Raw genomic sequence first — 22063 nt, forward strand, 5'->3', positions numbered from 1 at the left:
CATCGGCAGATCGACCATGCCGCGATTCGTCTCTCCCGGGCCAGCACGCCAAGCCGTGCCGTTCGGGTTTCCGAATTGCCAATGGCGGCGCGGAACCCTATGTCTGAGCCAACACGCAGGCAATGATGAACCATTCGATGGCACGCGCCTTCCTTTTTGTCCTCGACTCCTTCGGCATCGGCGGCGCGGCCGATGCCGAACGTTATGGCGATACCGGCTCCAATACGTTCGCACACATCGCGCGGGCCTGCGCGGAAGGCCGCGCCGATCGCGAAGGCCTGCGTGACGGGCCCCTTCTTGTACCAAACATGCTCGCGCTCGGCCTCGGCCAGGCCGCGGCAACGGCGACGGGTTTCAGGTTCGAGAATGGCGGCAGTGCCCCGCTTGCCACCGCCTTTCACGGGGCGGCCCAAGAGGTTTCGAGCGGCAAGGACACGCCATCGGGCCATTGGGAAATAGCCGGCCTGCCGGTCCGTTTCGACTGGGGTTACTTCCCGGACACGATTCCCGCCTTTCCAGCCGAATTGACCGAAGCAATGGTGCGTGAAGGGAAGGTGCCCGGCATCCTCGGTAATTGCCATGCTCCGGGCACCGAGATCATCGAACGGTTCGGCGAAGACCATATCCGCACCGGCAAGCCGATCTGCTACACCTCGATCGACTCCGTCCTGCAGATCGCCGCGCATGAGGTTCATTTCGGCCTGGAACGGCTTTACGAGTTCTGCAAGGTGGTGCGCAGGCTCGTCGATCAGCTGAATATCGGCCGCGTCATCGCGCGGCCGTTTATCGGTGAAACCGCCGCCACGTTCGAGCGAACGCATAATCGTCGCGACTATGCCGTACCGCCGCCGGAACCGACGCTGCTCGACCGGCTGACGGCGCGCGGCGGCCGGGTTATCGCCGTCGGCAAGATCGGCGACATTTTCGCCCATCGTGGGATCTCGGAAGTCCGCAAGGCTGCCGGCAACATGGCAATGTTCGACAAAGCGCTTGGCGCCATGGAAGATGCCCGCGACGGCGACCTCGTCTTCGCGAACTTTGTCGACTTCGACACCGAGTTCGGGCATCGGCGCGACGTTGCGGGGTATGCCGCCGCACTCGAAGCTTTCGACCGGCGCCTGCCCGAGGCATTCGCACGGCTGAGGCCAGGCGATCTGCTCATTTTGACCGCCGATCACGGCAACGATCCGACGTGGCGCGGCACCGATCACACACGCGAGCGAATTCCGGTTATCGGGACACGGCCGGGTTTCAAAGGCGCAGACATCGGACTGAGGACGACGTTTGCCGACATCGGCGAAACCGTGGCCGAACATCTCGGGCTGGCGCGCGGCCGTTACGGCACCTCCTTCCATGCCACGATAGATGGCCATGCCTGAGCTGCCGGAGGTCGAAACAGTCAGGCGCGGCCTGCAGCCGGCCCTTGAAGGTGCCCGCATTGTCGTTGTCGAGGCACGCCGGCCGGATTTGCGGTTTCCGTTCCCCGAGAGATTTTCGGAGCGGCTGACCGGCAAGACGATTGCGGCGCTCGGCCGCCGTGCCAAATATCTGACGATCCACGTGGACAACGGCCCGGTTTTGATCTGCCATCTCGGCATGTCGGGTTCGTTTCGCATCGAAACGGCCGACGAGAGCGCAACGCCCGGCGCGTTCCACCACGAACGTTCAAAAAATAGCGCTCACGATCACGTGGTCTTCGACATCGCATCACCTGCCGGCGTCCGCTCTCGCGTGATCTTCAACGACCCGCGCCGCTTCGGGTTCATGCTATTTTCGGAAGGCGAGCCCGACATGCATCCGATGCTGGCGGGATTGGGCGTCGAGCCTACAGGAAATGCACTGGACGGCGCGCTGCTCGCTTCGTTGCTGAAAGGTCGCAAGTCACCGCTGAAAGCGGCACTTCTGGACCAGAGGCTGATCGCCGGGCTAGGCAATATCTACGTCTCGGAAGCGCTTTGGCGGGCCGGCCTGTCGCCGCTGCGCGAAGCGGGCACCCTCGCGAGAGCCGGCAAGAAAGCCAAAGAGCAGAGCGAACGCCTGGCCGAAGCAATCCGCTCGGTCGTCGCCGATGCGATCGCCGCCGGCGGCTCGTCGTTGCGCGATTATATGCAGACCGATGGATCGCTGGGCTACTTCCAGCATTCCTTCGCGGTTTACGATCGCGAGGGCGAAGCCTGCTCCAAGCCTGGTTGTGGCGGCCACATCGAGCGTATCGTGCAAAGCGGTCGTTCGACTTTCCACTGCCGGACCTGTCAGGCTTGAACCAGAAGCGAGGAGGAGGAGCAAAGCATGGGCTACGAAACCATCATCGTCGAAACCCGCGGCAAGGTCGGGCTGATTACGCTGAACCGGCCGCAGGCGCTCAACGCGCTGAATTCACAAGTGCTGGCGGAACTGGTCGCGTCGGTGAATAGCATGGGCGCCAATGCCGACATTGGCGCCATGGTCATCACTGGTTCGGAAAAGGCTTTCGCGGCAGGTGCCGACATCAAGGAAATGCAGTCGATCTCCTATGTGGATGCCTATCTGCAGGACTTCTTCGTCGGCTGGGAAGAATTTACGCGAGCACGAAAGCCGATCATCGCGGCGGTGGCGGGTTATGCGCTGGGCGGCGGCTGCGAACTGGCGATGATGTGCGACTTCATCATCGCCGCCGACACCGCCAAGTTTGGCCAGCCCGAGATCACGCTGGGCGTCATGCCCGGCATGGGCGGGTCGCAGCGCCTGACCCGCTTCGTCGGCAAGTCGAAAGCGATGGACATGTGCCTGACGGGGCGAATGATGGACGCAGCCGAGGCCGAGCGTTCCGGCCTTGTCTCGCGCGTCGTACCAGCCGGCGAGTTGATCGAGGAAGCGCTTAAGGCAGCGGCCAAGATCGCCGGTTTTTCCTTGCCGTCGGTGATGATGGCAAAGGAGGCCGTCAACCGCGCCTATGAGACGACGCTGACAGAGGGTCTGCGGTTCGAGCGCCGGCTGTTTCATTCGCTGTTTGCGCTGGATGACCAGAAGGAAGGCATGGCGGCCTTTACCGGCAAGCGGAAGCCGAATTTCACGAACCGATGAGATGACGAAGGCGCCGGTCAAAAAGAAAGCGCTGCAGCGTTGACGCGCCGGAAAAGCTGAACTATAAGCCGCACCAACCGAGGCGGCCCTGTGGCTGCCCGTTTGTTTTTTGCGCCCTGCGGTATCCCGCAAGCGCCCACCAGATCAGAAGAGAGGCACCATGGCCAATACCTCCTCGGCCAAAAAGGCAACGCGCAAGATCGCCCGTCGCGCAGCGATCAACAAGAACCGCCGCTCCCGCGTCCGGACCTACATCCGCCAGGTCGAAGAGGCGCTCGCGGCTGGCGACAAGGCGGCCGCACAGGCTGCCTTCAAGGTGGCCGAGCCGGAATTGATGCGCGCCGCGACCAAGGGCGTGGTGCACAAGAACACGGCATCGCGCAAGGTGTCGCGGCTGGCCCAACGGGTCAAGGTGCTGTCAGCCTAATATATCCATCCTGAACTGCGCTTCTTCAAACCCGGCCAATCGCGCCGGGTTTTTTCGTTTGCCGGCAAGTACTTAAAAGAAAGCCCGCAAAACGGCGCTCCGCGAGCATTTCAAAGTTCGAAATGCTTTGCCGGCATATACATGCCCGCTCATATTCGGAGCCTCCGAAACCGCCCATACGAAAATTTCCGAGCGTCACAGATTACCGTTTCTTTTCAGGAGCTTACCGATGGTGATCCACAGCTTGTTCACATCAGCTGCAGCCGATAGGCGACAATTGGCTGTCAAGTGAATTATTTCAGAAAATTTCGCGTTGTGTGGCCTTTTTCATATTCGGCGGAAAAGGGTTTGAATCACAATGGCTTTGTCAAAATCAACTGTTGCAGCACGGCATCCGAAACGTGCCTTGCTAGGCAGATTCCTTAAAAATCCGTTAGGGGTGGCCTTGCCCTATCCACAGCGATTTCGGTAATGTCTGTCCATCGAAGGGACGGGCCCTTGGCCCTTGACCAGCCTGAAACCGGCCAGCTCAAATTGGCAGAGTTTACAGCGCGGATTCAACTCCGCGGACGGGGTTGGTTTGTCTTTTCGATACGGTAGGGGACTGGCGTAATTGTACATGGCAGGTCGACGGTGCGCCGGCGGTTTTTCGCCGGACGGCATTTTGTTGCCCTGACATGACCAAGGCGGATCGGCTCTTCGGCGCCGGACCGACAACGAGGCGATTCATCGGCCGGCGGCGGCGATGGTGTCGCAGCGAAGACACGGTCGCCGGAAACATGGATGCAGGAGGCGCATCCCCGGCGGAAAACAGGTACAAGAGACAAGGAACTCGATCATGCAGAGCGGCGGCATCGAAAGGGAGCTTACAGGCGACCTCCCATTTCCTGGAACGTTAATCGGAAGGAACGACATGGCGGCTTCCAATGAAGCTGAACAGAAGTTCGATCGGGTCAAGGCCCAGTTGAAGGCTCGTCTGGGAACCGAGGTCTATTCGAGCTGGTTCGGGCGCATGAAGGTCGCTGAATCCTCCAAGGGCATTGTCCGCATCTCTGTGCCAACCGCATTCCTGCGTTCATGGATCAACGGCCACTATCTCGATCTTATCACCGAGTTGTGGAAGCACGAGGATCCGGAGATCCTCAAGATCGAAATCGTGGTTCGTACCGCCACACGCCAGGGCCGCAACAGCGTCGAGCCAGAAATGGCCCCGGCGCGCAAGATGACCAGGCAGACGCAAACCGCGCTCTCTGCCGGCACGGCGAGCCCCAGCAGGGTCGAACGGGTCCCGGCACCCCGCCCGGGGATGCCGGCAGAAACCGAGTTCCGGCACAATGTTCTCGGTTCGCCGCTCGATCCACGCTACACTTTCACCTCCTTCATCGAAGGACCATCGAACCGAGTGGCTTTTGCCGCCGCCAAGGCGGTCGCGGAATCGCAGTCGAGCGCGGTGCGTTTCAATCCACTCTTTCTCCACGCGACGGTCGGGCTGGGCAAAACGCATCTGTTGCAGGCGATCGCCGCAGAATCGCTGAAGCAGAATCCGAAATCGCGGGTCGTCTATCTGACGGCTGAGTATTTCATGTGGCGGTTCGCCACCGCGATCCGCGACAACAACGCACTGACGCTGAAAGAACAGCTGCGCGACATCGACCTCCTCATCATCGACGACATGCAGTTCCTGCAGGGCAAGTCGATCCAGCACGAATTCTGCCATTTGATCAACATGCTGCTCGACAGCGCCAAGCAAGTGGTGGTCGCTGCCGACCGGCCGCCGTCGGAATTGGAGTCGCTGGAGCCTCGCGTCCGCTCGCGCCTCAACGGCGGCGTCGCGCTGGAAATGTCAGCCCCGGATTTCGCTATGCGTATCGGTATGCTCAAGCTCAGGCTTGCCACCGCCAAGGTCGACGATGCGTCGCTCGATATTTCCGAAGAGATCCTCAACCACGTCGCCCGCACGGTGACCGGCAGCGGACGCGAGCTCGAAGGTGCCTTCAACCAGCTTTTGTTTCGCCAATCCTTCGAACCGCAGATCACCATCGACCGCATCGACGAGATCCTTGGCCACATCTATCGTTCGGGCGAACCGAAGCGGGTACGTATCGAGGACATCCAGCGCATCGTCGCGCGCCACTACAACGTGTCGAAGACCGAACTTCTGTCCAACCGGCGCACACGCACCATCGTCAAGCCACGGCAGGTCGCCATGTATCTGTCGAAGGTGATGACGCCGCGCTCGCTGCCGGAGATTGGGCGGCGGTTCGGCGGCCGTGACCATACGACCGTGCTGCATGCGGTGCGCAAGATCGAGGATCTTTCCGGTGCCGACAACACACTGGCGCAGGAACTTGAATTGCTGAGAAGGCTGATCAACGACCAGGCCTGACGGCCCGAAAAACGCCGGCTCGCGGACTTCGGCCTTTTTATCCCCAGAAAGCCCGTGCAGCCGGCCCGAACCGGTGGCGCGGGCTTGCGTTTGCCGGGTTTTTCCTGTCAGTTTACGCAGATTCTGAGCCTGTTCAGACCTTTCGCGGGGCGCCGCTTGCCGGAGACCCGTTCATTCATTCAAGCGAGCCTGTTTCGTCATGCGTGTTATCTTGGAACGGTCAAATCTCCTGAAGTCGCTCAACCATGTTCACCGCGTGGTCGAGCGGCGCAACACCATTCCGATCCTGTCGAATGTGCTGCTCAGCGCCGAGGGGGCCAGCCTTGAAATGAAGGCGACCGACCTCGACTTGGAGGTGACCGAAGCAACACCGGCAAAGGTCGAGCGTGGCGGGGCGACGACGGTCCCGGCACATCTGCTCTACGACATCGTGCGCAAGCTTGCCGACGGCGCGGAGGTGGCGCTGAAGACCGACGAAGACGGCAACGCCATGACGGTGACGTCGGGGCGCTCGAGCTTCCGCCTGCAATGCCTGCCGCAGTCCGACTTTCCCGAGCTTTCAGCCGGGTCGTTCTCGCATATTTTCCGGCTCGATTCCGTCGGACTAAAGGGGCTCATCGAAAAGACCCAGTTCGCCATCTCGACCGAGGAGACGCGCTATTATCTGAACGGCATCTATCTGCACACGCACGAAGCCGGCGGCAAGCTGAAGCTGCGCTCGGTCGCGACCGATGGCCACCGGCTGGCGCGCGCCGAGATCGATGCGCCGGCAGGCTCTGAGGGCATGCCTGGCGTCATCATCCCGCGAAAGACGGTCAGCGAGCTGCAAAAGCTGGTCGACGATCCCGATGTTGCAGTGACCACCGAGCTGTCGGACACCAAGATCCGTTTCACCATCGGCAGCGTCATCTTGACCTCCAAGCTGATCGACGGCACTTTCCCGGACTACCAGCGCGTCATTCCGACCGGCAACGACAAGAAGCTGATTATCGATCGCCAGAGTTTCGCCGCTGCCGTCGATCGCGTTTCGACCATTTCGTCCGAACGCGGCCGGGCGGTGAAGCTTACGATCGCCGAAGGGCAGGTCACGCTTGCGGTCAACAATCCGGATTCGGGCAGTGCCACCGAGGAATTGGCGGCCGACTATTCGTCCGATCCGATCGAGATCGGCTTCAACGCCAAATACCTGCTCGACGTTGCCGCGCAACTGACCGGCACGGAGGCGAAGTTCATGCTGGCGGATGCCGGTTCCCCGACGCTGATCCACGACATGGCCGACGAGACCGCGCTCTACGTGCTGATGCCGATGCGGGTGTAGGGCCCGAACGGGGCCATCTTGCTGTCGTGACCAGATCTGCAAAACCGAAGCAGACCTACATAAGTAAGCTTACACTTACGAATTTCCGCAACTATGCGGCGTTGGCAATCGACCTTGATCCCGGCGCTGTGGTTTTCTCCGGCGACAATGGCGCCGGCAAGACTAATCTGCTTGAAGCGATCTCGCTGCTCACGCCAGGCCGCGGCCTGCGCCGCGCACCCTATGCCGAGGTGGCGCGCGAAGGCGGCGACGGTGGCTTTGCGCTGCATGCCCGGCTCGACGGACCGGAAGGCCAGGTCGAGATCGGTACCGGGATTGCTGGCAGCGACGGCGAAGGCGGCAGGCGGGTGCGGATCAACGGCGCAGCCGCGCGCTCAGCCGAAGACATGCTGGAATGGCTGCGCGTGGTCTGGCTGACACCGGCCATGGACGGGCTGTTCCCCGGGCCGGCGGCCGACCGCCGGCGCTTCCTCGACCGGCTGGTGCTGGCGATCGATCCCGGCCACGGCCAGCGCGCGCTTGACTACGAAAAGGCAATGCGCGGCCGCAACAGGCTGCTCGCCGACGGTTCACGCGACGGTGCCTGGTTCGATGCGATCGAGATGCAAATGGCCGAGACCGGCGTGGCAATTGCCGCGGCGCGTGCCGAACTGGTGCGCCTGCTCGCCGGCATGATCGACCGGCTGCCCGGCGATGGACCGTTCCCGCAAGCCGACATCGGCATCTCGGGCGAACTGGAAGGCGAAATCGGTATGTTGCCGGCCGTCGACGTCGAGGAACGGTTCCGTCGTGCGCTTGGCCAGGGGCGCGACCGCGACCGCACCGCCGGACGCACGCTCGACGGTCCGCACCGTTCCGACCTTGTGGTGCGCCACCGGCCCAAGGCGATGCCGGCCGAGCTCTGTTCGACCGGCGAGCAGAAGGCGCTGCTGGTCGGCATTGTCTTGTCGCATGCGCGGCTAACCGGCGAGATGTCGGGCATGACGCCGATCCTGCTGCTCGACGAGATTGCTGCCCATCTCGACGGCGGTCGACGGGCGGCCTTGTTCTCGATCCTGGAGGAGCTGAACTGCCAGGCTTTCATGACCGGGACCGATGCCGCATTGTTTGACAGCCTCAAGGGACGCGCGCAGTTCCTGACCGTCGATCACGGTACGGTCAGGCCGACCATTTGAACTTCGTCCATGGCACATTTCTGAGCCGCATGGATGGCGCTGACAAGCTTTCTCCTCCGCTATATGGTCCGGCGATGATCACAGCCGCCCTCACCGATGAAGAACTCGAACGCTACGCCCGCCACATCGTGCTGCCCGAAATCGGCGGCGCCGGCCAGCAGCGGCTGAAGCGGGCGCGGGTGCTGGTCATCGGCGCCGGCGGATTGGGAGCGCCGGTGCTCGAATATCTCGCCGCCGCAGGGATTGGCACCCTCGGTATCGTCGACGACGACATCGTTTCGCTTTCCAACCTGCAACGACAAGTGATCCACGCCACGGGCGATGTCGGCGTGGCGAAAACCGACAGCGCCAGGGCGGCGATCGTCCGCATCAATCCAAACGTCGTCGTGGAAGAGCACAATTTCAGGCTGACCGTGGACAACGCCCCTGCTCTCATTGCCCGTTATGACATCGTCGTTGACGGCTCCGACAATTTCGAGACACGCTACGCGGTAGCCGACGCCTGCGCCGCCGAGGGCCGGCCGCTCGTGCATGCGGCCGTTGGCCGCTTCGACGGCTCGGTCACCGTGTTGAAGCCGTTCGAAACCGGTCCGGACGGCACGTTGAACCCAAGCTACCGCGATCTCTTTCCCGAGGCGCCGCCGCCGGGACTGGTGCCATCCTGTGCGGTGGCCGGCATTGTCGGCGCGCTGACCGGGGTCATCGGCACGCTGCAGGCCATGGAAGCGATCAAGCTGATCACCGGGATTGGCGAGCCGCTGGTCGGACGACTGCTGCTCTACGATGCGCTGGCGGCACGCTTCGACACGATCCGCTACAAGCGAACCAGCCGGTGAGCCTGCCTGCCGACGTTTCCATCGTGCAGCTTGCGGCCGATTTCGACCGTTGGGACGAGGTGCTGGCGCTGGTCATGCGCGCCTTCGCCTTCATGGACGGGGTTATTGACCCGCCGTCCTCGGCGCATCGGCTCACCGTTGAAAATCTCAGGGCTAGAGCGCTGGAGGAGACAGCATTCCTGGCGCTGAAGGAAAACGAGATCGTCGGTTGCGTCTTCGTCCTGAAGCGGGCAGACGACTTCTATATTGGAAAGCTCGCGGTCGAGCCGGTTCTTCAGGGACAAGGCGTTGGAAAACAGCTGATGCAGGCCGTCGAAGATCTTGCCCGCAGCCACAAAAGGACCGCCATCGAGCTCCAGACCCGGATCGAGCTGACCGGAAATCACGTAGCCTTTGCCCGCCTCGGTTTTCGAGAAACCGAACGGACAGCGCACAAGGGCTACGACCGGCCGACCTCAATCACCATGCGCAAGGCTCTTTCGTAAGCCAACGCTATCCAAAAGTGAGCAAGCCGCGCCGCGACCAGAATTCGCTGGCATGGCGGCCGATCACGCCCGCAGCGGCAGCACGCGGTCGGGCGGACGATGACCGTCGAAGAAGGCGCGGATGTTGATGATCACCTTCTCGCCCATGTCGATACGGCCTTCGAGCGTCGCCGAACCCATATGTGGCAACAGCACGACCTTGCCTTTGTGGGCGAGCTTCAGCAGCTTGCTGTTCAGCGCCGGCTCATGCTCGTAGACGTCGAGGCCGGCGCCGGCGATCTTGCCGTCATGGATGAGCTTGACCAGCGATTCCTCATCGATGATATCGCCGCGCGCGGTGTTGACTATGTAAGCTGACGGTTGCAGAAGCGCCAGCCGCCGCGCCGAAAGCAGGTGGAAGGTTGCCGGTGTCGATGGACAATTGACCGAGATAATGTCCATGCGGGCGAGCATCTGGTCGAGGCTTTCCCAATACGTCGCTTCCAACTCGTCCTCGATTGCCGGCAGCACGCGGTGGCGGTTGTGGTAGTGGATCGAGAGGCCAAAGGCCTTGGCGCGCCTGGCGACGGCGGTGCCGATGCGACCCATGCCGACAATGCCGAGCCGTTTGCCCCAGATGCGCCTGCCGAGCATCCAGGTCGGCGACCAGCCCGCCCATTTCTTGTCGCCGGTCAGCACGTTGGCGCCTTCGGCCAGCCGCCGCGGCACGGCCAGCATCAGCGCCATGGTCATGTCGGCTGTATCTTCGGTCAACACGTTCGGCGTGTTGGTGACGGTGATGCCTTTCTTGGCCGCTGCCGCAACATCGATCTTGTCGACGCCATTGCCGAAATTGGCGATCAGCTTGAGGTTTTCGCCGGCTTGGGCAATCAGCGCCGCGTCGATATTGTCGGTTATAGTCGGCACCAGGACGTCGGCCTCCTTGACCGCCGCCACCAGTTCCGGCTGCGTCATCGGCCTGTCCTCGACATTCAAGCGGGCGTCGAACAACTCGCGCATGCGGGTCTCGACCGGGTCGGGCAACTTGCGCGTGATGACGACGAGGGGCTTCTTTTTGCCTGCCATTGTTTCCTCGAACCCGATCTCGTTGAGACCTCTTTAACCAAGAACGGCGAAACTGAGAGCCGATCGCGGTACCGGTCATCCATGTAACAAGCGGTTCCGCCGAAGACAAAGAAAAATGGGCGCGAACGCCGATGGGCGGGCGCCGAAAGGAACGAAAGTGTCTGGTTTCGCGTCGCTCCGCCTGACCCTCAGTGCAGCATTCCTCGGCGCTCTCATCCATAGCCCACCAGTGATGGCGCAAAGTGCCGCGGCACCCGCCCAGAGCGTCACGCTCGGACCAAGCGGCTTGCCGCTGCCGCGCTTCGTCAGCCTGAAATCCGGCCGCGTCAACTCGCGCGTTGGGCCGGGGGTCAACTATTCCGTCGACTGGATGTATATGAAGCCAGGCCTGCCGATGGAGATCATCCAGGAGTTCGATACGTGGCGCCGGGTGCGCGATGCCGATGGCTCGGAAGGCTGGATCAACCAGTCGCTGCTTTCGGGCCGCCGCACGGCGATCGTCGCCCCCTGGCAGCGCGGCAAGGACGGTCGCGTCAACCTCCTCGACGATCCGGCAAAAGATGCAGGCGTCATTGCGATCCTCGAACCGGGGGTGATGGGCACGATCAAGTCCTGCGATGGCCAATGGTGCGAAATGACCTTCGACGGCCATACCGGCTGGCTCGCACAGTCGCTCGTCTGGGGTGCCTATCCCGGCGAAAAGGTCAAGAACTGACCTTTCCGAACCGGAGGTCAGGCCAGCGCTGCAGGCACCGGATCCGGCATTTTGCTTCGCTGATCTTCGATTCGGAGATGGTTTAGCGGCCGATGCGGCCGAGATGGGTATCCTGGAAACTGCTTGACAGCTTCAAGCCATAGCCAAGAGCGCGGTCGATGGCGATGTGGGCGATCCAGATCAGCGCAACAGCTATCGCCATTGCATTGTCAAAGACGCTGCCGACAAGCGCCAGCAGAACGGGCAAGATCAGAATGTGCAAGGCGTTGTAGGCGACGGCCCCGACGCGCGGCCCGGCCATGTAACCCAGCATCGACAGGTCGGGCGCCAGAATGAGCACGGCAAACAGCCACCAGGAAACACCGGCGATTGCATAGAAGGCAACAGCCGCCACCGCGACCGCGACCCATTCGAGCCGGAGCGTCAAATCCAGGAATTTCATAAGGGGCCGGTCAGTCGCAGCGTTTCGGACGCAGTCTCACCACGATATCGACATTGGCGATCTCCATGCCCTCCGGCGGTTCCGGCAGGTTGGAAACCGTCACCGGGCCGCTGTCGATATCGAAGATCCTGTTTTCGCCCTCGATATAGAAATGATGGTGATCGGATGTGTTGGTGTCGAAATAAGTCTTCGATCCCTCGACGGCGAGGATGCGCAGAAGACCGGCCTGGGTAAACTGGTGCAGAGCATTGTAGACGGTGGCCAGAGACACCGGCACGCCGGCGGCAAGCGCCTCCTCGTGCAGTTCCTCGGCCGAAAGATGGCGGTCGCCCTTGGCGAAAAGCAGATCGGCCAGCGCGATGCGCTGGCGTGTCGGCCTCAGACCGGCCTCGCGAACCCGCTTGTCCACAGCGACATTATCCTTCCGGCAACCCAGATCCATCTACCCGTCGCGCTCACAGTTCCGCCTCAGACACGCCCAAAATGGCAGAAATAGAGCATCTGCCGAAACTGAACGTGTCGTGACATATATTCTGTCGACCGAATGCGATCAATAGCGCGCATTGACCCGGGCAGACGGGCAGGTTAAGCGCAAACGCCGGTTTCCGGCCTGAAACAGATTGTGTTAGGAAACCACCGACAAGGGCGCCTATCGCCCGGGACGATCACGGGGACGAGATTGATGGCGGGTTCGAAATCCAGCTACGGTTACGAGGAATTGCTTGCCTGCGCCCGCGGCGAGCTGTTCGGACCGGGAAATGCGCAGCTGCCCTATCCGCCGATGCTGATGTTCGACCGCATCACCGAGATCAGCGAAACTGGCGGTGCGTTCGACAAGGGTTTCATCCGCGCGGAATTCGATATCAAGCCGGATTTGTGGTTTTTCGCCTGCCATTTCATCGGCAATCCGATCATGCCGGGATGCCTGGGCCTGGACGCCATGTGGCAGTTGACGGGGTTCTATCTCGGATGGCTCGGTGAACCCGGCAAGGGGATGGCGCTGTCGACCGGCGAGGTGAGGTTCAAAGGCATGGTCACGCCCTCGGTCAAGAAGGTGGAGTATGGCGTCGACTTCAAGCGAGTGATGCGCGGTCGGCTTGTGCTTGGCATCGCCGATGGCTGGCTGAAGGCAGATGGCGAGCCCATATACGCGGCAACGGATCTGAAGGTCGGTCTGTCCAAGCAACCGGCCGCCGTCTGAACGAAGACCCTACAGTGCCACGTCTTGGACGTCCAAAGGACGCTGTAGCACTTTAATTTGCGCATGGTTCCGTTCCGGAAATTGATTTCAGGTTCGGGTCCGCGCTGGAAGGAGTTGCGAATGAGACGGGTCGTAGTCACAGGTCTCGGCATCGTGTCGTCGATCGGCAACAATGCCAACGAGGTGCAGACCTCGCTTCACGATGCCAGATCCGGCATCAGCTTCTCCGACTCTTTCGCCGAGCATGGCTTCCGTTGCCGGGTGTGGGGTGCGCCGACGCTGGATCCATCGAGCATGATCGACCGTCGCGCCATGCGCTTCCTGTCGCAGGGTGCTGCCTGGAACCACGTCGCAATGGACCAGGCGATCGCAGACGCCGGCCTCGACGAGACCGACATCACCAACGAGCGCACCGGCATCGTGATGGGCTCCGGCGGACCGTCGACCCGAGCAATCGTCGAAGCGGCCGAGACCACGATCAAAAACGGCAGTCCCAAGCGGATCGGCCCCTTCGCGGTGCCAAAGGCGATGTCGTCGACCGCCTCGGCGACGCTTGCCACCTGGTTCAAGATCCACGGCGTCAATTATTCGATCTCATCGGCCTGCTCGACGTCTGCGCATTGCATCGGCAATGGCTACGAGTTGATCCAGTGGGGCAAGCAGGACATCGTCTTCGCCGGCGGCCATGAGGATCTCGACTGGACGATGTCGGATCTCTTCGATGCCATGGGCGCCATGTCGTCCAAGTTCAACGACAGGGCATCGGTCGCCTCCCGCGCCTACGACGTCGATCGCGACGGTTTCGTTATTGCCGGCGGCGCCGGCGTGCTGATTCTTGAAGAACTCGAGCATGCCAAGGCACGGGGCGCCAAGATCTATGCCGAGATCGTCGGCTATGGCGCGACCTCGGACGGCTACGACATGGTGGCGCCGTCGGGCGAAGGCGCGGCGCGCTGCATGAAGCAGGCGCTCGCAACGGTGTCCTCGCCGGTCGACTACATCAATACGCACGGCACCTCGACGCCGGTCGGCGACTCCAAGGAAATGGGCGCCGTCCGCGAGGTGTTCGGCGAGAAGATGCCTTTCATCACGTCGACCAAATCGCTGACCGGCCATTCGCTGGGTGCGGCCGGCGTGCAGGAATCGATCTACTCGATCCTGATGATGCAAGGCGGCTTCATCGGCGAGAGCGCCCACATTGACAACCTCGATCCGGAATTCGAGGGCATGCCGATCGTGCGCAAGCGCATCGACGATGCAAGGATCGACACCGTTTTGTCCAATTCGTTCGGTTTCGGTGGCACCAACGCTACGCTGATTTTCCAGCGCTATTCCGCATAAGGATTTGCCGACCATGGACGGATTGATGAAGGGCAAGCGCGGGCTTGTCATGGGTGTTGCCAACGATCATTCGATCGCCTGGGGTATCGCCCGCAAACTGTCCGAACATGGCGCAGACCTCGCCTTCACCTATCAGGGCGAGGCCTTCGGGCGTCGGGTCAAGCCGCTCGCCGAGAAATTGGGCGCATCCCTGGTGGTGCCTTGCGACGTCGAGGACAGCGTGTCGGTCGCCGCGACTTTCGAGACTTTGGGGAAGGCGTGGGGCGGGCTGGATTTCGTCGTCCATGCCATCGGCTTTTCCGACAAGAACGAGCTGAAAGGCCTCTACGCCGACACCAGCCGCGACAACTTTATCCGCACCATGGTGATCTCCTGCTACTCCTTCACCGAGGTCGCTCGCCACGCCGCCACATTGATGAAGGATAGCGGTTCGATGATCACGCTGACCTATGCCGGTTCGGTCCGTGTCATGCCGAACTACAACGTCATGGGTGTCGCCAAGGCCGGGCTGGAGGCCAGCGTCCGCTATCTAGCCAACGACTACGGCCCGCGCGGCATCCGGGTGAACGGCATATCGGCGGGACCGGTACGGACGCTTGCGGGCGCCGGGATTTCCGATGCACGCCACATGTTCTCCTACCAGCAGCGCAACTCGCCGCTACGTCGCACGGTAACGATCGACGAAGTCGGCGGCTCCGCGCTCTATTTGCTGTCCGACCTGTCCTCCGGCGTCACCGGCGAAATCCACTATGTCGATTCCGGCTATCACATCGTGTCCATGCCGACGCTTGACGAGTTGAAGCAGACCGACGGCGGGCGGGAATAGCGCGAGCGACGTGTAGCCGGCTGGCCCCGCAGCATTTTCAGCGTCGCGCCGAGAAGACCTTGAACATGCCGTCGCGGGCGAGCTCCGCATGGCTGGAGAAGGCGGCCGCCAGCACCGGTTCGTAGGGAAGCTGACGGTTTGCCACCATGAACAGCCGGCCGCCCGGCTTCAGCGCCTTGCCTGCCGCGCGAATCATGCCGGCACCGATTTCCGGCTCAGTCGCCCGGCTGCGGTGAAAGGGCGGGTTCATGACGACCACATCGTAGCGGCGCTCGACCGGCTCGCTCAAAAGATCTATCCAGAAGAAACGTGGCTCCACGCCTGTGTTATCGACATTGGCCTTGGCCGCCTCCAGCGCCTCGAAATCCGCTTCGTAAAGGTCAAGCGCCGATATGCCGGGTGAGCGGGCGGCGACCTCGGCGGCGACATAGCCCCAGCCGGCACAGAAATCCGCAACGCTGCCACGCAGATCGTTGGGCAGATTTTCGACCAGCAGCTTCGATCCCGCATCGACCTTGTCGAAGGAAAACATGCCTGGGGCCGTGCGGAAGCGGTCCTCGACCACAAAGTCCGCATTGGCGGCGCGAAGCGTTGCCGCGGCAATGGTATCGGCCGGCCTGCGAAACCAGAAAGCAATGCCGTGATGCTTCGGCAGGTGGCCTTCGATCGGCACAAGGGCGTCGATATGCTTGCGCAGGCTGGCGACGCCATCGTCCTTGCCGCCGGCGACGACGATCAACCCGCCTGGTGCCACGCGTTCGACCGCTTCGGCGACGCGCAACTCGTTTTGGCCGCGATGGCGGCCGGCGAGCACAAATGCCGCGTCGAAAGTCTCGCCTTCGACCTGCGGCGTGACCGTGAAGCCGGATGCCTGCAAGGCGCGAAAATGCGGCCGGAAGCCTTGGACGAGATGAAGCCTGGCATCAAACCCTTCAGGCAGGCGAAAGCCGGGCTCGGCACCGAGAAAGAGAATGCGTTCATCCTTTCCTGGCAGGGAAACAGCCCCGGCCTCGAATGGATGGAAAAGCGTCTTCAGCGGCTCGGCGGACATTCACCACTCTTGAACTGCAAGGCCGTTGTTGAGTCGCAAACGGGCGCGACCTTCCGGCGCGCCCGCTTCGATTGCATAGCTAGATCAGCTTAGGCGGCGTTTTCTTCGCCTTCGCTCTTCTTGTCCCGCACGATTTCCTTGCCGGTGGCCTGGTCAACGACCTTCATCGACAGGCGAACCTTGCCGCGCTCGTCGAAGCCCATCAGCTTGACCCAGACCTTGTCGCCTTCCTTGACCACATCGGAGGTCTTGGCGACGCGGTCATTGGCGAGCTGCGAGATGTGGACGAGGCCGTCACGCGGACCGAAGAAATTGACGAAAGCGCCGAAGTCGGCGGTCTTGACGACCGTGCCTTCGTAGATTTCACCGACTTCCGGCTCGGCAACGATGGTGTGTATCCATTTCTTCGCCGCCTCGATCTCCTTGGCATTGGCCGAAGCGATCTTGACCGTGCCGTCGTCCTCGATGTTGATCTTGGCGCCGGTCTTTTCGACGATCTCGCGGATGACCTTGCCACCCGAGCCGATCACGTCGCGGATCTTGTCGGTCGGGATGTGCATGACCTCAATGCGCGGCGCGAACTCGCCGAGCTCGGCACGTGCGCCGGACAGCGCATGGGCCATTTCGCCGAGAATGTGCTGACGGCCATCCTTGGCCTGGTCGAGCGCGATCTTCATGATCTCCTCGGTGATGCCCTCGATCTTGATGTCCATCTGCAGCGAGGTGATGCCGTAGGCGGTGCCGGCAACCTTGAAGTCCATGTCGCCGAGGTGGTCCTCGTCGCCAAGGATGTCGGAGAGCACGGCGAAGCGCTCGCCTTCCTTGATCAGGCCCATCGCAATGCCGGCGACCGGCTTGGCAAGCGGCACGCCGGCGTCCATCAGAGCCAGCGAGGTGCCGCAGACGGTAGCCATCGACGACGAGCCGTTGGACTCGGTGATCTCCGAAACGACGCGCAACGTATAGGGGAACTGGTCGGCGGTCGGCAGCATCGGCCGGATAGCGCGCCAGGCGAGCTTGCCATGGCCGATTTCGCGGCGGCCCGGCGAACCCATGCGGCCGGTTTCACCGACCGAATAGGGAGGGAAGTTGTAGTGCAGGAGGAACTTCTCCTTGTACATGCCGGTCAGCGAATCGACATACTGCTCGTCCTCGCCGGTGCCGAGCGTGGCGACGACCAGCGCCTGGGTCTCGCCGCGGGTGAACAGCGCCGAACCGTGCGTGCGCGGCAGGACGCCGACTTCCGAGACGATCTTGCGGACCGTCTTCAGGTCGCGGCCGTCGATGCGCGAACCGGTGTCGAGGATGTTCCAGCGCACGACCTTGGCCTGGAGTTCCTTGAACACGGTGCCGATCTGTTCGGACGTGTATTTGGCCTCTTCGCCTTCTGCCGGCGCGAACGCGGCCTTGACCTTTGCCTTGACAGCGTCGACGGCGGCATAGCGCTTTTGCTTGTCGGTGATCTTGTAGGCGTCGCGAAGCTCGCCTTCGACGATCTTCAGCATCTCGGCTTCAAGTGCGGAATAGTCCGGCGCGGTGAAGTCGCGCGGGTCCTTGGCGGCGACTTCGGCCAGCTTGATGATCGCGTCGATCACCGGCTGGAAGCCCCTGTGGCCGAACATGACGGCGCCGAGCATCAGGTCCTCGCCGAGTTCCTTGGCTTCGGACTCGACCATCAGCACGGCGTCGGCGGTGCCGGCGACGACCAGGTCGAGCTTCGATTCCTGCATCTCGTCGACATGCGGGTTGAGCACGTATTCGCCGTTGATGTAGCCGACGCGGGCGCCGCCAACCGGGCCCATGAACGGCACGCCGGACAAGGTCAAGGCGGCGGATGTGGCGACGATCGACAGAATGTCCGGGTCATTTTCGAGATCGTGCTGGACGACGGTGACGACGATCTGGGTGTCGTTCTTGTAGCCCTCGGCGAAGAGCGGGCGGATCGGGCGGTCGATCAGGCGGGAAACCAGCGTTTCCTTCTCGCTCGGACGGCCTTCACGCTTGAAATAGCCACCCGGGATCTTGCCGGCGGCGTAAGTCTTTTCCTGGTAGTTGACCGTCAGCGGAAAGAAGTCGAGGCCGGGCTTCGGCTCTTTCATCGAGACGACGGTGGCGAGAACCTTGGTTTCGCCATAGGTGGCCAGCACGGCGCCATCAGCCTGACGTGCGATCTTGCCGGTTTCGAGAATGAGCGGACGGCCGCCCCATTCGATTTCCACTTTGTGGTAATTGAACATGTCTTGTCCTTCGTATGCGGAAAGGGCCGCGCCGTTTCAGCGTGCGCGGATGCCCCTTTCCCTTGGCTTCCTTTCTCGGGCAGCCACGGGCAAGACAACGGGAGGCTCGGCTTATTCGGCGCGGTGCCGCACGAGCGTCCTGCAATCCTGCCCCATGACCGTCCATGGGCGGTTTCGAGCGGCCCTCTGCTGTTTCGAAACCGGGTTGGCCAATCGATCCGACTGGCCTTGCGCGTGAACCCGAAAACCAGGTTTTCGGAATATATCCTGCGCAAATCTAAACTTCCGAGCGTCCTTTGCGCATCCAACCGATGCGCGGCGCTCTACTTCCTTCATTGGAGCCTTGGATGATCCTATGCTCCAATGCGCGACCGGCGGGCTCTCGAAAGAACCCGCCGGTCAATTCGTCAACGGCGCAGACCGAGCTTCTCGATCAGCGTCTGATAGCGCGCGTCGTCCTTGCGCTTGAGATAATCAAGCAGGCTGCGGCGCTGGGAAACGAGAGCGAGCAGACCACGGCGGGAATGGTTATCCTTCTTGTGGTCCTTGAAATGGTCGGTCAGGTTCTTGATGCGCTCGGAAAGGATAGCCACCTGGACTTCCGGAGACCCGGTATCGCCCTTGGCGGTTGCAAATTCGCCCATCAATTCCTTCTTGCGTTCGGCAGTAATCGACATCGTGTTTTTCCTTGTCTGTTTGAGGAAACGGGACGCCCTCAGCCGGGATGTCGTCCAGCAGGGGCCGGTGCAAGCAACGCGTCAAAGCGCGAAGCTGCGGCGCATATAGTGCAATTCCGACAAAAAGGCCAGCCCAATTCACAAGCCGGCTTTTTGCTGCATAAACGGGCACTTCCGCCTAGTCAGAGCCATTTCTTCCATTTGAAGTACGCAAAGAGCCCGACCGCAACAACCGCCATGAAGGCGAGCGACAGGGGATAGCCGTAATAGGCCTTCAGCTCCGGCATGTTCCAGGGCGAGGTGTCGGGGTCAAAATTCATGCCCCATACGCCGACAAGAAAGGTAAGCGGCAGGAAGATCACCGAGACGATCGTCAGATAGCTGATAACGTCGTTGGTGCGCGCTTGGCTGAGCGACAAGTGCATCTCGATCAGGCCGGTCAGCATGTCGCGCTGCGTTTCAACCAGTTCGATCAATCGCAGCGAATGATCCAGCGTGTCGTTGAGGAATAATTTGGTTTCGGCCTTCACATAGGGGACGTCGTTGCGGATCATGGTCGCCAGCGCGTCGCGCATCGGCCAAAGCACGCCCTTCAGCACATTGGCATCGCGCCGCAATTCGTGAAGCTGCCGCATCTGGTGCTTGTGCGCCTGGTTCAGCATCTGGTCCTCGATGCTGTCGACCAATTCGCCGGCAGCCTCGATCGGCGGGAAATAGCTGTCGACGATGGCGTCGATCAAAGCATAGGCGAGATAGTCGGCGCCGCGCGAGCGCAAGCGGTTGGGCACCGAGCTTGCGATCCGCTTGCGCACGGGATCGAACGGGTCGCCTTCGCGCTCCTGGAAGGTGACGACGAAGTTCTTGCCGAAGAAGACGGTGATCTGTTCGTAGCGATGCGCGGTGACATCGTCGATCATCCTGACGACGACAAAGGCATGGTCCTCGAAGAAATCCACCTTCGGCCGCTGGCCGGTGTTGACGACATCTTCCAGCGCCAGCGGATGCAGGTTGAAAATCCGGCCGATCTCCTCGATCAGCTGGATGTTGGCGAGGCCTGTGCAGTCGAGCCAGATGACCGGCCAATTGTGGCAATGGGTGTTGACGTCGTCGATGCTGGCATTGTCGATCGTCTTGAACTTCTCGGGCGAGATCAACGTCAGCCTGAGCTCGGAACGGCGTGCCGCCGGGTCGGCGATCAGCGTGCCGGGCGAAGCCCCGACCGGCGGCCGCCGTGTATTGAGCACCGCCCGCTTCTTGACCGTCTCAGCCTTTGCCATATGCCCCTCGAGTGCAGCGTCGGATGGCCCTACAGCGCCACGCATCCCTTCGGACGGCAAACGACGCCGTAGCCCTGTTGATTTAGCGCATGATCCTTTCCCAAAATAGAATCCGGTTGGAGACATGCACCGAGAGACAGCTGTTACCCGATAAAGACCCGCTTTGGCTTGAACATGCCTTGCTCGATGGCGCCGATGGCGACCAGCTTGCCATGTGCGGTGGCGCAGGCCTCGTGAGCTTCTACCGGCGCGTCACGGCCGCGAATGATGACCGGATTGCCGAGGCGGATTTTGGTTGCCGCATCGTCGCTGATCGCGACCTGCGGCAGGCATTCAAGCGCAGCGGCGGTATCGACCAGAAGCGCATCGATGGCACCGAAGTCGATCGGAGCGTCTGCTGCTTGCGGCTCGCCCTGTTCGCCGAAGCGGGCGGCTTCCAACTCGGCCAGGGTGACGAAATCTTCCTGCGTAAACGGCTCGACCTCGACCCGCCGCAGCTCGGCGATGTGGCCGAAACAGCCGAGGTCGCGGCCCATGTCGCGCGCCAGCGAGCGGACATAGGTGCCCTTGCCGCATTCGACCTCGAAGATGGTGCGATCGGCCTTATGCTCGACCAGGTCGAGCCGGCCGATCTCGACCTCGCGTGCTGGAATGTCGACCGTCTCGCCATCGCGGGCAAGGTCATAGGCGCGCTCGCCGGCGATCTTGATCGCCGAGAATTGCGGCGGTGTCTGCATGATGACGCCGGTATATTTCGAAAGCAGCGCCAGCACGTCGGCTTCCGCCGGACGGCGGTCCGAGCTTTTGGTCGCCGGGCCTTCGAGGTCGTCGGTCGAACGCTCCTCGCCCCAGGCAACCGTGAAGCGGTAGACCTTGGCGCCGTCCTGGACGTAAGGCACCGTCTTGGTCGCTTCACCAAGTGCGATCGGCAGCATGCCGGACGCCAGCGGGTCGAGCGTGCCGGCATGACCGGCCTTCTCCGCCTGGAACAGCCACTTGATCTTGGAGACGGCTTCGGTCGAGCCCATGCCGACCGGCTTGTCCAGTATCAGCCAGCCCGAGATCGGCCGGCCCTTCTTCTTGCCGCGGCGCGCCACTATTCGCTGTCCTTCCGGTCGTCTTTGTATTTGTCGGCGGCGCTGAGATCGCGCGCCACTTCGGGCGAGTGCAGCAATTCGTTGATCTTCTGGAAATTGTCGTAGCTGGTGTCGAGCCGGAAGCGGAATTCCGGCATGTACTTCATCTGCCGCAGCGCGCCGGAGACGCGGCCGCGGACGAACTTCGCATGCTTGTTGAGCGCTTCGACCACCGCACCGGCATCCTTGGCGCCAAGCGGCGAGACGAAGGCGGTGGCGATCTTCAGATCGGGCGACATGCGCACTTCGGAGACCGAGACCACGGCATTCTCGATCAGCGGATCGAGGATCTCGCCGCGCTGCAAGGTCTCGGACAGCGCATGGCGCACCTGCTCGCCGACGCGCAGCATGCGCTGGGATGGGCCAGCCGATGGTGGTCTTGGCATGAAAATTCTTCCTTCGCGC

The 22063-nt window shown here is 61.9% G+C and carries 22 protein-coding genes; 13 read left to right on the forward strand and 9 right to left on the reverse strand.

Annotated elements, in window-relative coordinates; translation table 11 throughout:
• The first annotated feature begins 137 nt into the window (after positions 1–137).
• From AC0L2Y_RS12210 to AC0L2Y_RS12250, 9 genes are all read left to right on the forward strand, one after another.
• A complete protein-coding gene (locus AC0L2Y_RS12210) occupies positions 138–1379 on the forward strand; it encodes a phosphopentomutase (protein ID WP_473556445.1) in 1242 nt (413 codons plus the stop codon).
• Positions 1372–2262, forward strand: coding sequence for a bifunctional DNA-formamidopyrimidine glycosylase/DNA-(apurinic or apyrimidinic site) lyase (gene mutM, locus AC0L2Y_RS12215; RefSeq protein ID WP_473556348.1), 891 nt, complete (start codon positions 1372–1374; stop codon positions 2260–2262). Before AC0L2Y_RS12210 ends, mutM begins: the two co-directional genes overlap by 8 nt.
• 27 nt (positions 2263–2289) lie before the next feature.
• On the forward strand, positions 2290–3063 hold the full coding sequence (locus AC0L2Y_RS12220; protein ID WP_023719544.1) for an enoyl-CoA hydratase: 774 nt from the start codon (positions 2290–2292) through the stop codon (positions 3061–3063).
• A gap of 160 nt (positions 3064–3223) precedes the next feature.
• Complete coding sequence (gene rpsT, locus AC0L2Y_RS12225) at positions 3224–3490, forward strand: 30S ribosomal protein S20 (RefSeq protein WP_023676922.1); 267 nt, start codon at positions 3224–3226, stop codon at positions 3488–3490.
• A gap of 838 nt (positions 3491–4328) precedes the next feature.
• Positions 4329–5876: a chromosomal replication initiator protein DnaA gene (gene dnaA, locus AC0L2Y_RS12230; protein ID WP_473556349.1), complete on the forward strand. Its 1548-nt coding sequence runs from the start codon at positions 4329–4331 to the stop codon at positions 5874–5876.
• Positions 5877–6075: 199 nt separating this feature from the next.
• Entirely contained in the window at positions 6076–7194 is a 1119-nt protein-coding gene (gene dnaN, locus AC0L2Y_RS12235; protein WP_352488176.1) for a DNA polymerase III subunit beta, read from the forward strand.
• A 26-nt stretch (positions 7195–7220) separates the two neighbouring features.
• Positions 7221–8369 carry a DNA replication/repair protein RecF gene (recF, locus tag AC0L2Y_RS12240; protein ID WP_473556352.1) on the forward strand — a complete coding sequence of 383 codons (1149 nt, stop codon included), beginning with the start codon at positions 7221–7223 and terminating at the stop codon, positions 8367–8369.
• 74 nt (positions 8370–8443) lie between these two features.
• Entirely contained in the window at positions 8444–9205 is a 762-nt protein-coding gene (locus AC0L2Y_RS12245) for a molybdopterin-synthase adenylyltransferase MoeB (RefSeq protein ID WP_352488174.1), read from the forward strand.
• Positions 9202–9690, forward strand: coding sequence for a GNAT family N-acetyltransferase (locus tag AC0L2Y_RS12250; RefSeq protein ID WP_473556355.1), 489 nt, complete (start codon positions 9202–9204; stop codon positions 9688–9690). Before AC0L2Y_RS12245 ends, AC0L2Y_RS12250 begins: the two co-directional genes overlap by 4 nt.
• Positions 9691–9753: 63 nt before the next feature.
• Here AC0L2Y_RS12250 and AC0L2Y_RS12255 read toward each other — a convergent pair whose 3' ends face one another.
• Entirely contained in the window at positions 9754–10755 is a 1002-nt protein-coding gene (locus AC0L2Y_RS12255; protein WP_473556358.1) for a 2-hydroxyacid dehydrogenase, read from the reverse strand.
• A 157-nt stretch (positions 10756–10912) separates the two neighbouring features.
• Between AC0L2Y_RS12255 and AC0L2Y_RS12260 the strand changes: the two genes are divergently transcribed.
• Entirely contained in the window at positions 10913–11470 is a 558-nt protein-coding gene (locus tag AC0L2Y_RS12260; protein ID WP_473556361.1) for an SH3 domain-containing protein, read from the forward strand.
• Between the two features lie 82 nt (positions 11471–11552).
• Here the strand turns inward: AC0L2Y_RS12260 and AC0L2Y_RS12265 are convergent, their stop codons facing one another.
• Together AC0L2Y_RS12265 and irrA are read right to left on the reverse strand one after the other, a co-directional pair.
• The gene (locus AC0L2Y_RS12265; protein WP_473556363.1) at positions 11553–11912 is read right to left on the reverse strand and encodes a DUF4260 domain-containing protein; all 360 of its coding nucleotides are present in this window, start codon (positions 11910–11912) and stop codon (positions 11553–11555) included.
• 10 nt (positions 11913–11922) lie between these two features.
• The gene (gene irrA / locus AC0L2Y_RS12270) at positions 11923–12354 is read right to left on the reverse strand and encodes an iron response transcriptional regulator IrrA (protein WP_023676913.1); all 432 of its coding nucleotides are present in this window, start codon (positions 12352–12354) and stop codon (positions 11923–11925) included.
• A 240-nt stretch (positions 12355–12594) separates the two neighbouring features.
• Here irrA and fabA point away from each other — a divergent pair, with 240 nt between their 5' ends.
• The 3 genes from fabA to fabI all read left to right on the forward strand — a co-directional run bounded on the left by fabA (position 12595) and on the right by fabI (position 15280).
• Entirely contained in the window at positions 12595–13113 is a 519-nt protein-coding gene (gene fabA / locus AC0L2Y_RS12275; protein ID WP_254816277.1) for a 3-hydroxyacyl-[acyl-carrier-protein] dehydratase FabA, read from the forward strand.
• 120 nt (positions 13114–13233) lie between these two features.
• Entirely contained in the window at positions 13234–14454 is a 1221-nt protein-coding gene (gene fabB / locus AC0L2Y_RS12280) for a beta-ketoacyl-ACP synthase I (RefSeq protein ID WP_473556366.1), read from the forward strand.
• Between the two features lie 13 nt (positions 14455–14467).
• Positions 14468–15280, forward strand: coding sequence for an enoyl-ACP reductase FabI (fabI, locus tag AC0L2Y_RS12285; RefSeq protein ID WP_352488171.1), 813 nt, complete (start codon positions 14468–14470; stop codon positions 15278–15280).
• A 37-nt stretch (positions 15281–15317) separates the two neighbouring features.
• Here the strand turns inward: fabI and AC0L2Y_RS12290 are convergent, their stop codons facing one another.
• The 6 genes from AC0L2Y_RS12290 to rbfA all read right to left on the reverse strand — a co-directional run bounded on the left by AC0L2Y_RS12290 (position 15318) and on the right by rbfA (position 22044).
• Entirely contained in the window at positions 15318–16331 is a 1014-nt protein-coding gene (locus AC0L2Y_RS12290; protein ID WP_473556369.1) for a class I SAM-dependent methyltransferase, read from the reverse strand.
• An 89-nt stretch (positions 16332–16420) separates the two neighbouring features.
• A complete protein-coding gene (pnp, locus tag AC0L2Y_RS12295; protein WP_292654001.1) occupies positions 16421–18568 on the reverse strand; it encodes a polyribonucleotide nucleotidyltransferase in 2148 nt (715 codons plus the stop codon).
• Between the two features lie 407 nt (positions 18569–18975).
• On the reverse strand, positions 18976–19287 hold the full coding sequence (gene rpsO, locus AC0L2Y_RS12300; protein ID WP_280940423.1) for a 30S ribosomal protein S15: 312 nt from the start codon (positions 19285–19287) through the stop codon (positions 18976–18978).
• 140 nt (positions 19288–19427) lie between these two features.
• Positions 19428–20522 carry a magnesium/cobalt transporter CorA gene (gene corA, locus AC0L2Y_RS12305; RefSeq protein ID WP_473556371.1) on the reverse strand — a complete coding sequence of 365 codons (1095 nt, stop codon included), beginning with the start codon at positions 20520–20522 and terminating at the stop codon, positions 19428–19430.
• A 143-nt stretch (positions 20523–20665) separates the two neighbouring features.
• The gene (gene truB / locus AC0L2Y_RS12310; RefSeq protein ID WP_473556372.1) at positions 20666–21619 is read right to left on the reverse strand and encodes a tRNA pseudouridine(55) synthase TruB; all 954 of its coding nucleotides are present in this window, start codon (positions 21617–21619) and stop codon (positions 20666–20668) included.
• Positions 21619–22044: a 30S ribosome-binding factor RbfA gene (gene rbfA / locus AC0L2Y_RS12315; RefSeq protein WP_473556375.1), complete on the reverse strand. Its 426-nt coding sequence runs from the start codon at positions 22042–22044 to the stop codon at positions 21619–21621. The genes truB and rbfA overlap by 1 nt, the downstream gene beginning before the upstream one ends.
• Between the last annotated feature and the right edge of the window lie 19 nt (positions 22045–22063).

This window comes from Mesorhizobium sp. WSM4830, from assembly GCF_055811495.1.

Coding starts and splice junctions, on each gene's coding strand:
- fabB (WP_473556366.1), top strand. CDS start 13,234: ATGAGACGGGTCGTAGTCACAGGTCTCGGCATCGTGTCGTCGATCGGC.
- pnp (WP_292654001.1), bottom strand. CDS start 18,568: ATGTTCAATTACCACAAAGTGGAAATCGAATGGGGCGGCCGTCCGCTC.
- AC0L2Y_RS12220 (WP_023719544.1), top strand. CDS start 2,290: ATGGGCTACGAAACCATCATCGTCGAAACCCGCGGCAAGGTCGGGCTG.
- rpsT (WP_023676922.1), top strand. CDS start 3,224: ATGGCCAATACCTCCTCGGCCAAAAAGGCAACGCGCAAGATCGCCCGT.
- fabA (WP_254816277.1), top strand. CDS start 12,595: ATGGCGGGTTCGAAATCCAGCTACGGTTACGAGGAATTGCTTGCCTGC.
- mutM (WP_473556348.1), top strand. CDS start 1,372: ATGCCTGAGCTGCCGGAGGTCGAAACAGTCAGGCGCGGCCTGCAGCCG.
- corA (WP_473556371.1), bottom strand. CDS start 20,522: ATGGCAAAGGCTGAGACGGTCAAGAAGCGGGCGGTGCTCAATACACGG.
- AC0L2Y_RS12210 (WP_473556445.1), top strand. CDS start 138: ATGGCACGCGCCTTCCTTTTTGTCCTCGACTCCTTCGGCATCGGCGGC.
- AC0L2Y_RS12255 (WP_473556358.1), bottom strand. CDS start 10,755: ATGGCAGGCAAAAAGAAGCCCCTCGTCGTCATCACGCGCAAGTTGCCC.
- irrA (WP_023676913.1), bottom strand. CDS start 12,354: ATGGATCTGGGTTGCCGGAAGGATAATGTCGCTGTGGACAAGCGGGTT.
- AC0L2Y_RS12265 (WP_473556363.1), bottom strand. CDS start 11,912: ATGAAATTCCTGGATTTGACGCTCCGGCTCGAATGGGTCGCGGTCGCG.
- dnaA (WP_473556349.1), top strand. CDS start 4,329: ATGCAGAGCGGCGGCATCGAAAGGGAGCTTACAGGCGACCTCCCATTT.
- dnaN (WP_352488176.1), top strand. CDS start 6,076: ATGCGTGTTATCTTGGAACGGTCAAATCTCCTGAAGTCGCTCAACCAT.
- rbfA (WP_473556375.1), bottom strand. CDS start 22,044: ATGCCAAGACCACCATCGGCTGGCCCATCCCAGCGCATGCTGCGCGTC.
- AC0L2Y_RS12245 (WP_352488174.1), top strand. CDS start 8,444: ATGATCACAGCCGCCCTCACCGATGAAGAACTCGAACGCTACGCCCGC.
- AC0L2Y_RS12290 (WP_473556369.1), bottom strand. CDS start 16,331: ATGTCCGCCGAGCCGCTGAAGACGCTTTTCCATCCATTCGAGGCCGGG.
- fabI (WP_352488171.1), top strand. CDS start 14,468: ATGGACGGATTGATGAAGGGCAAGCGCGGGCTTGTCATGGGTGTTGCC.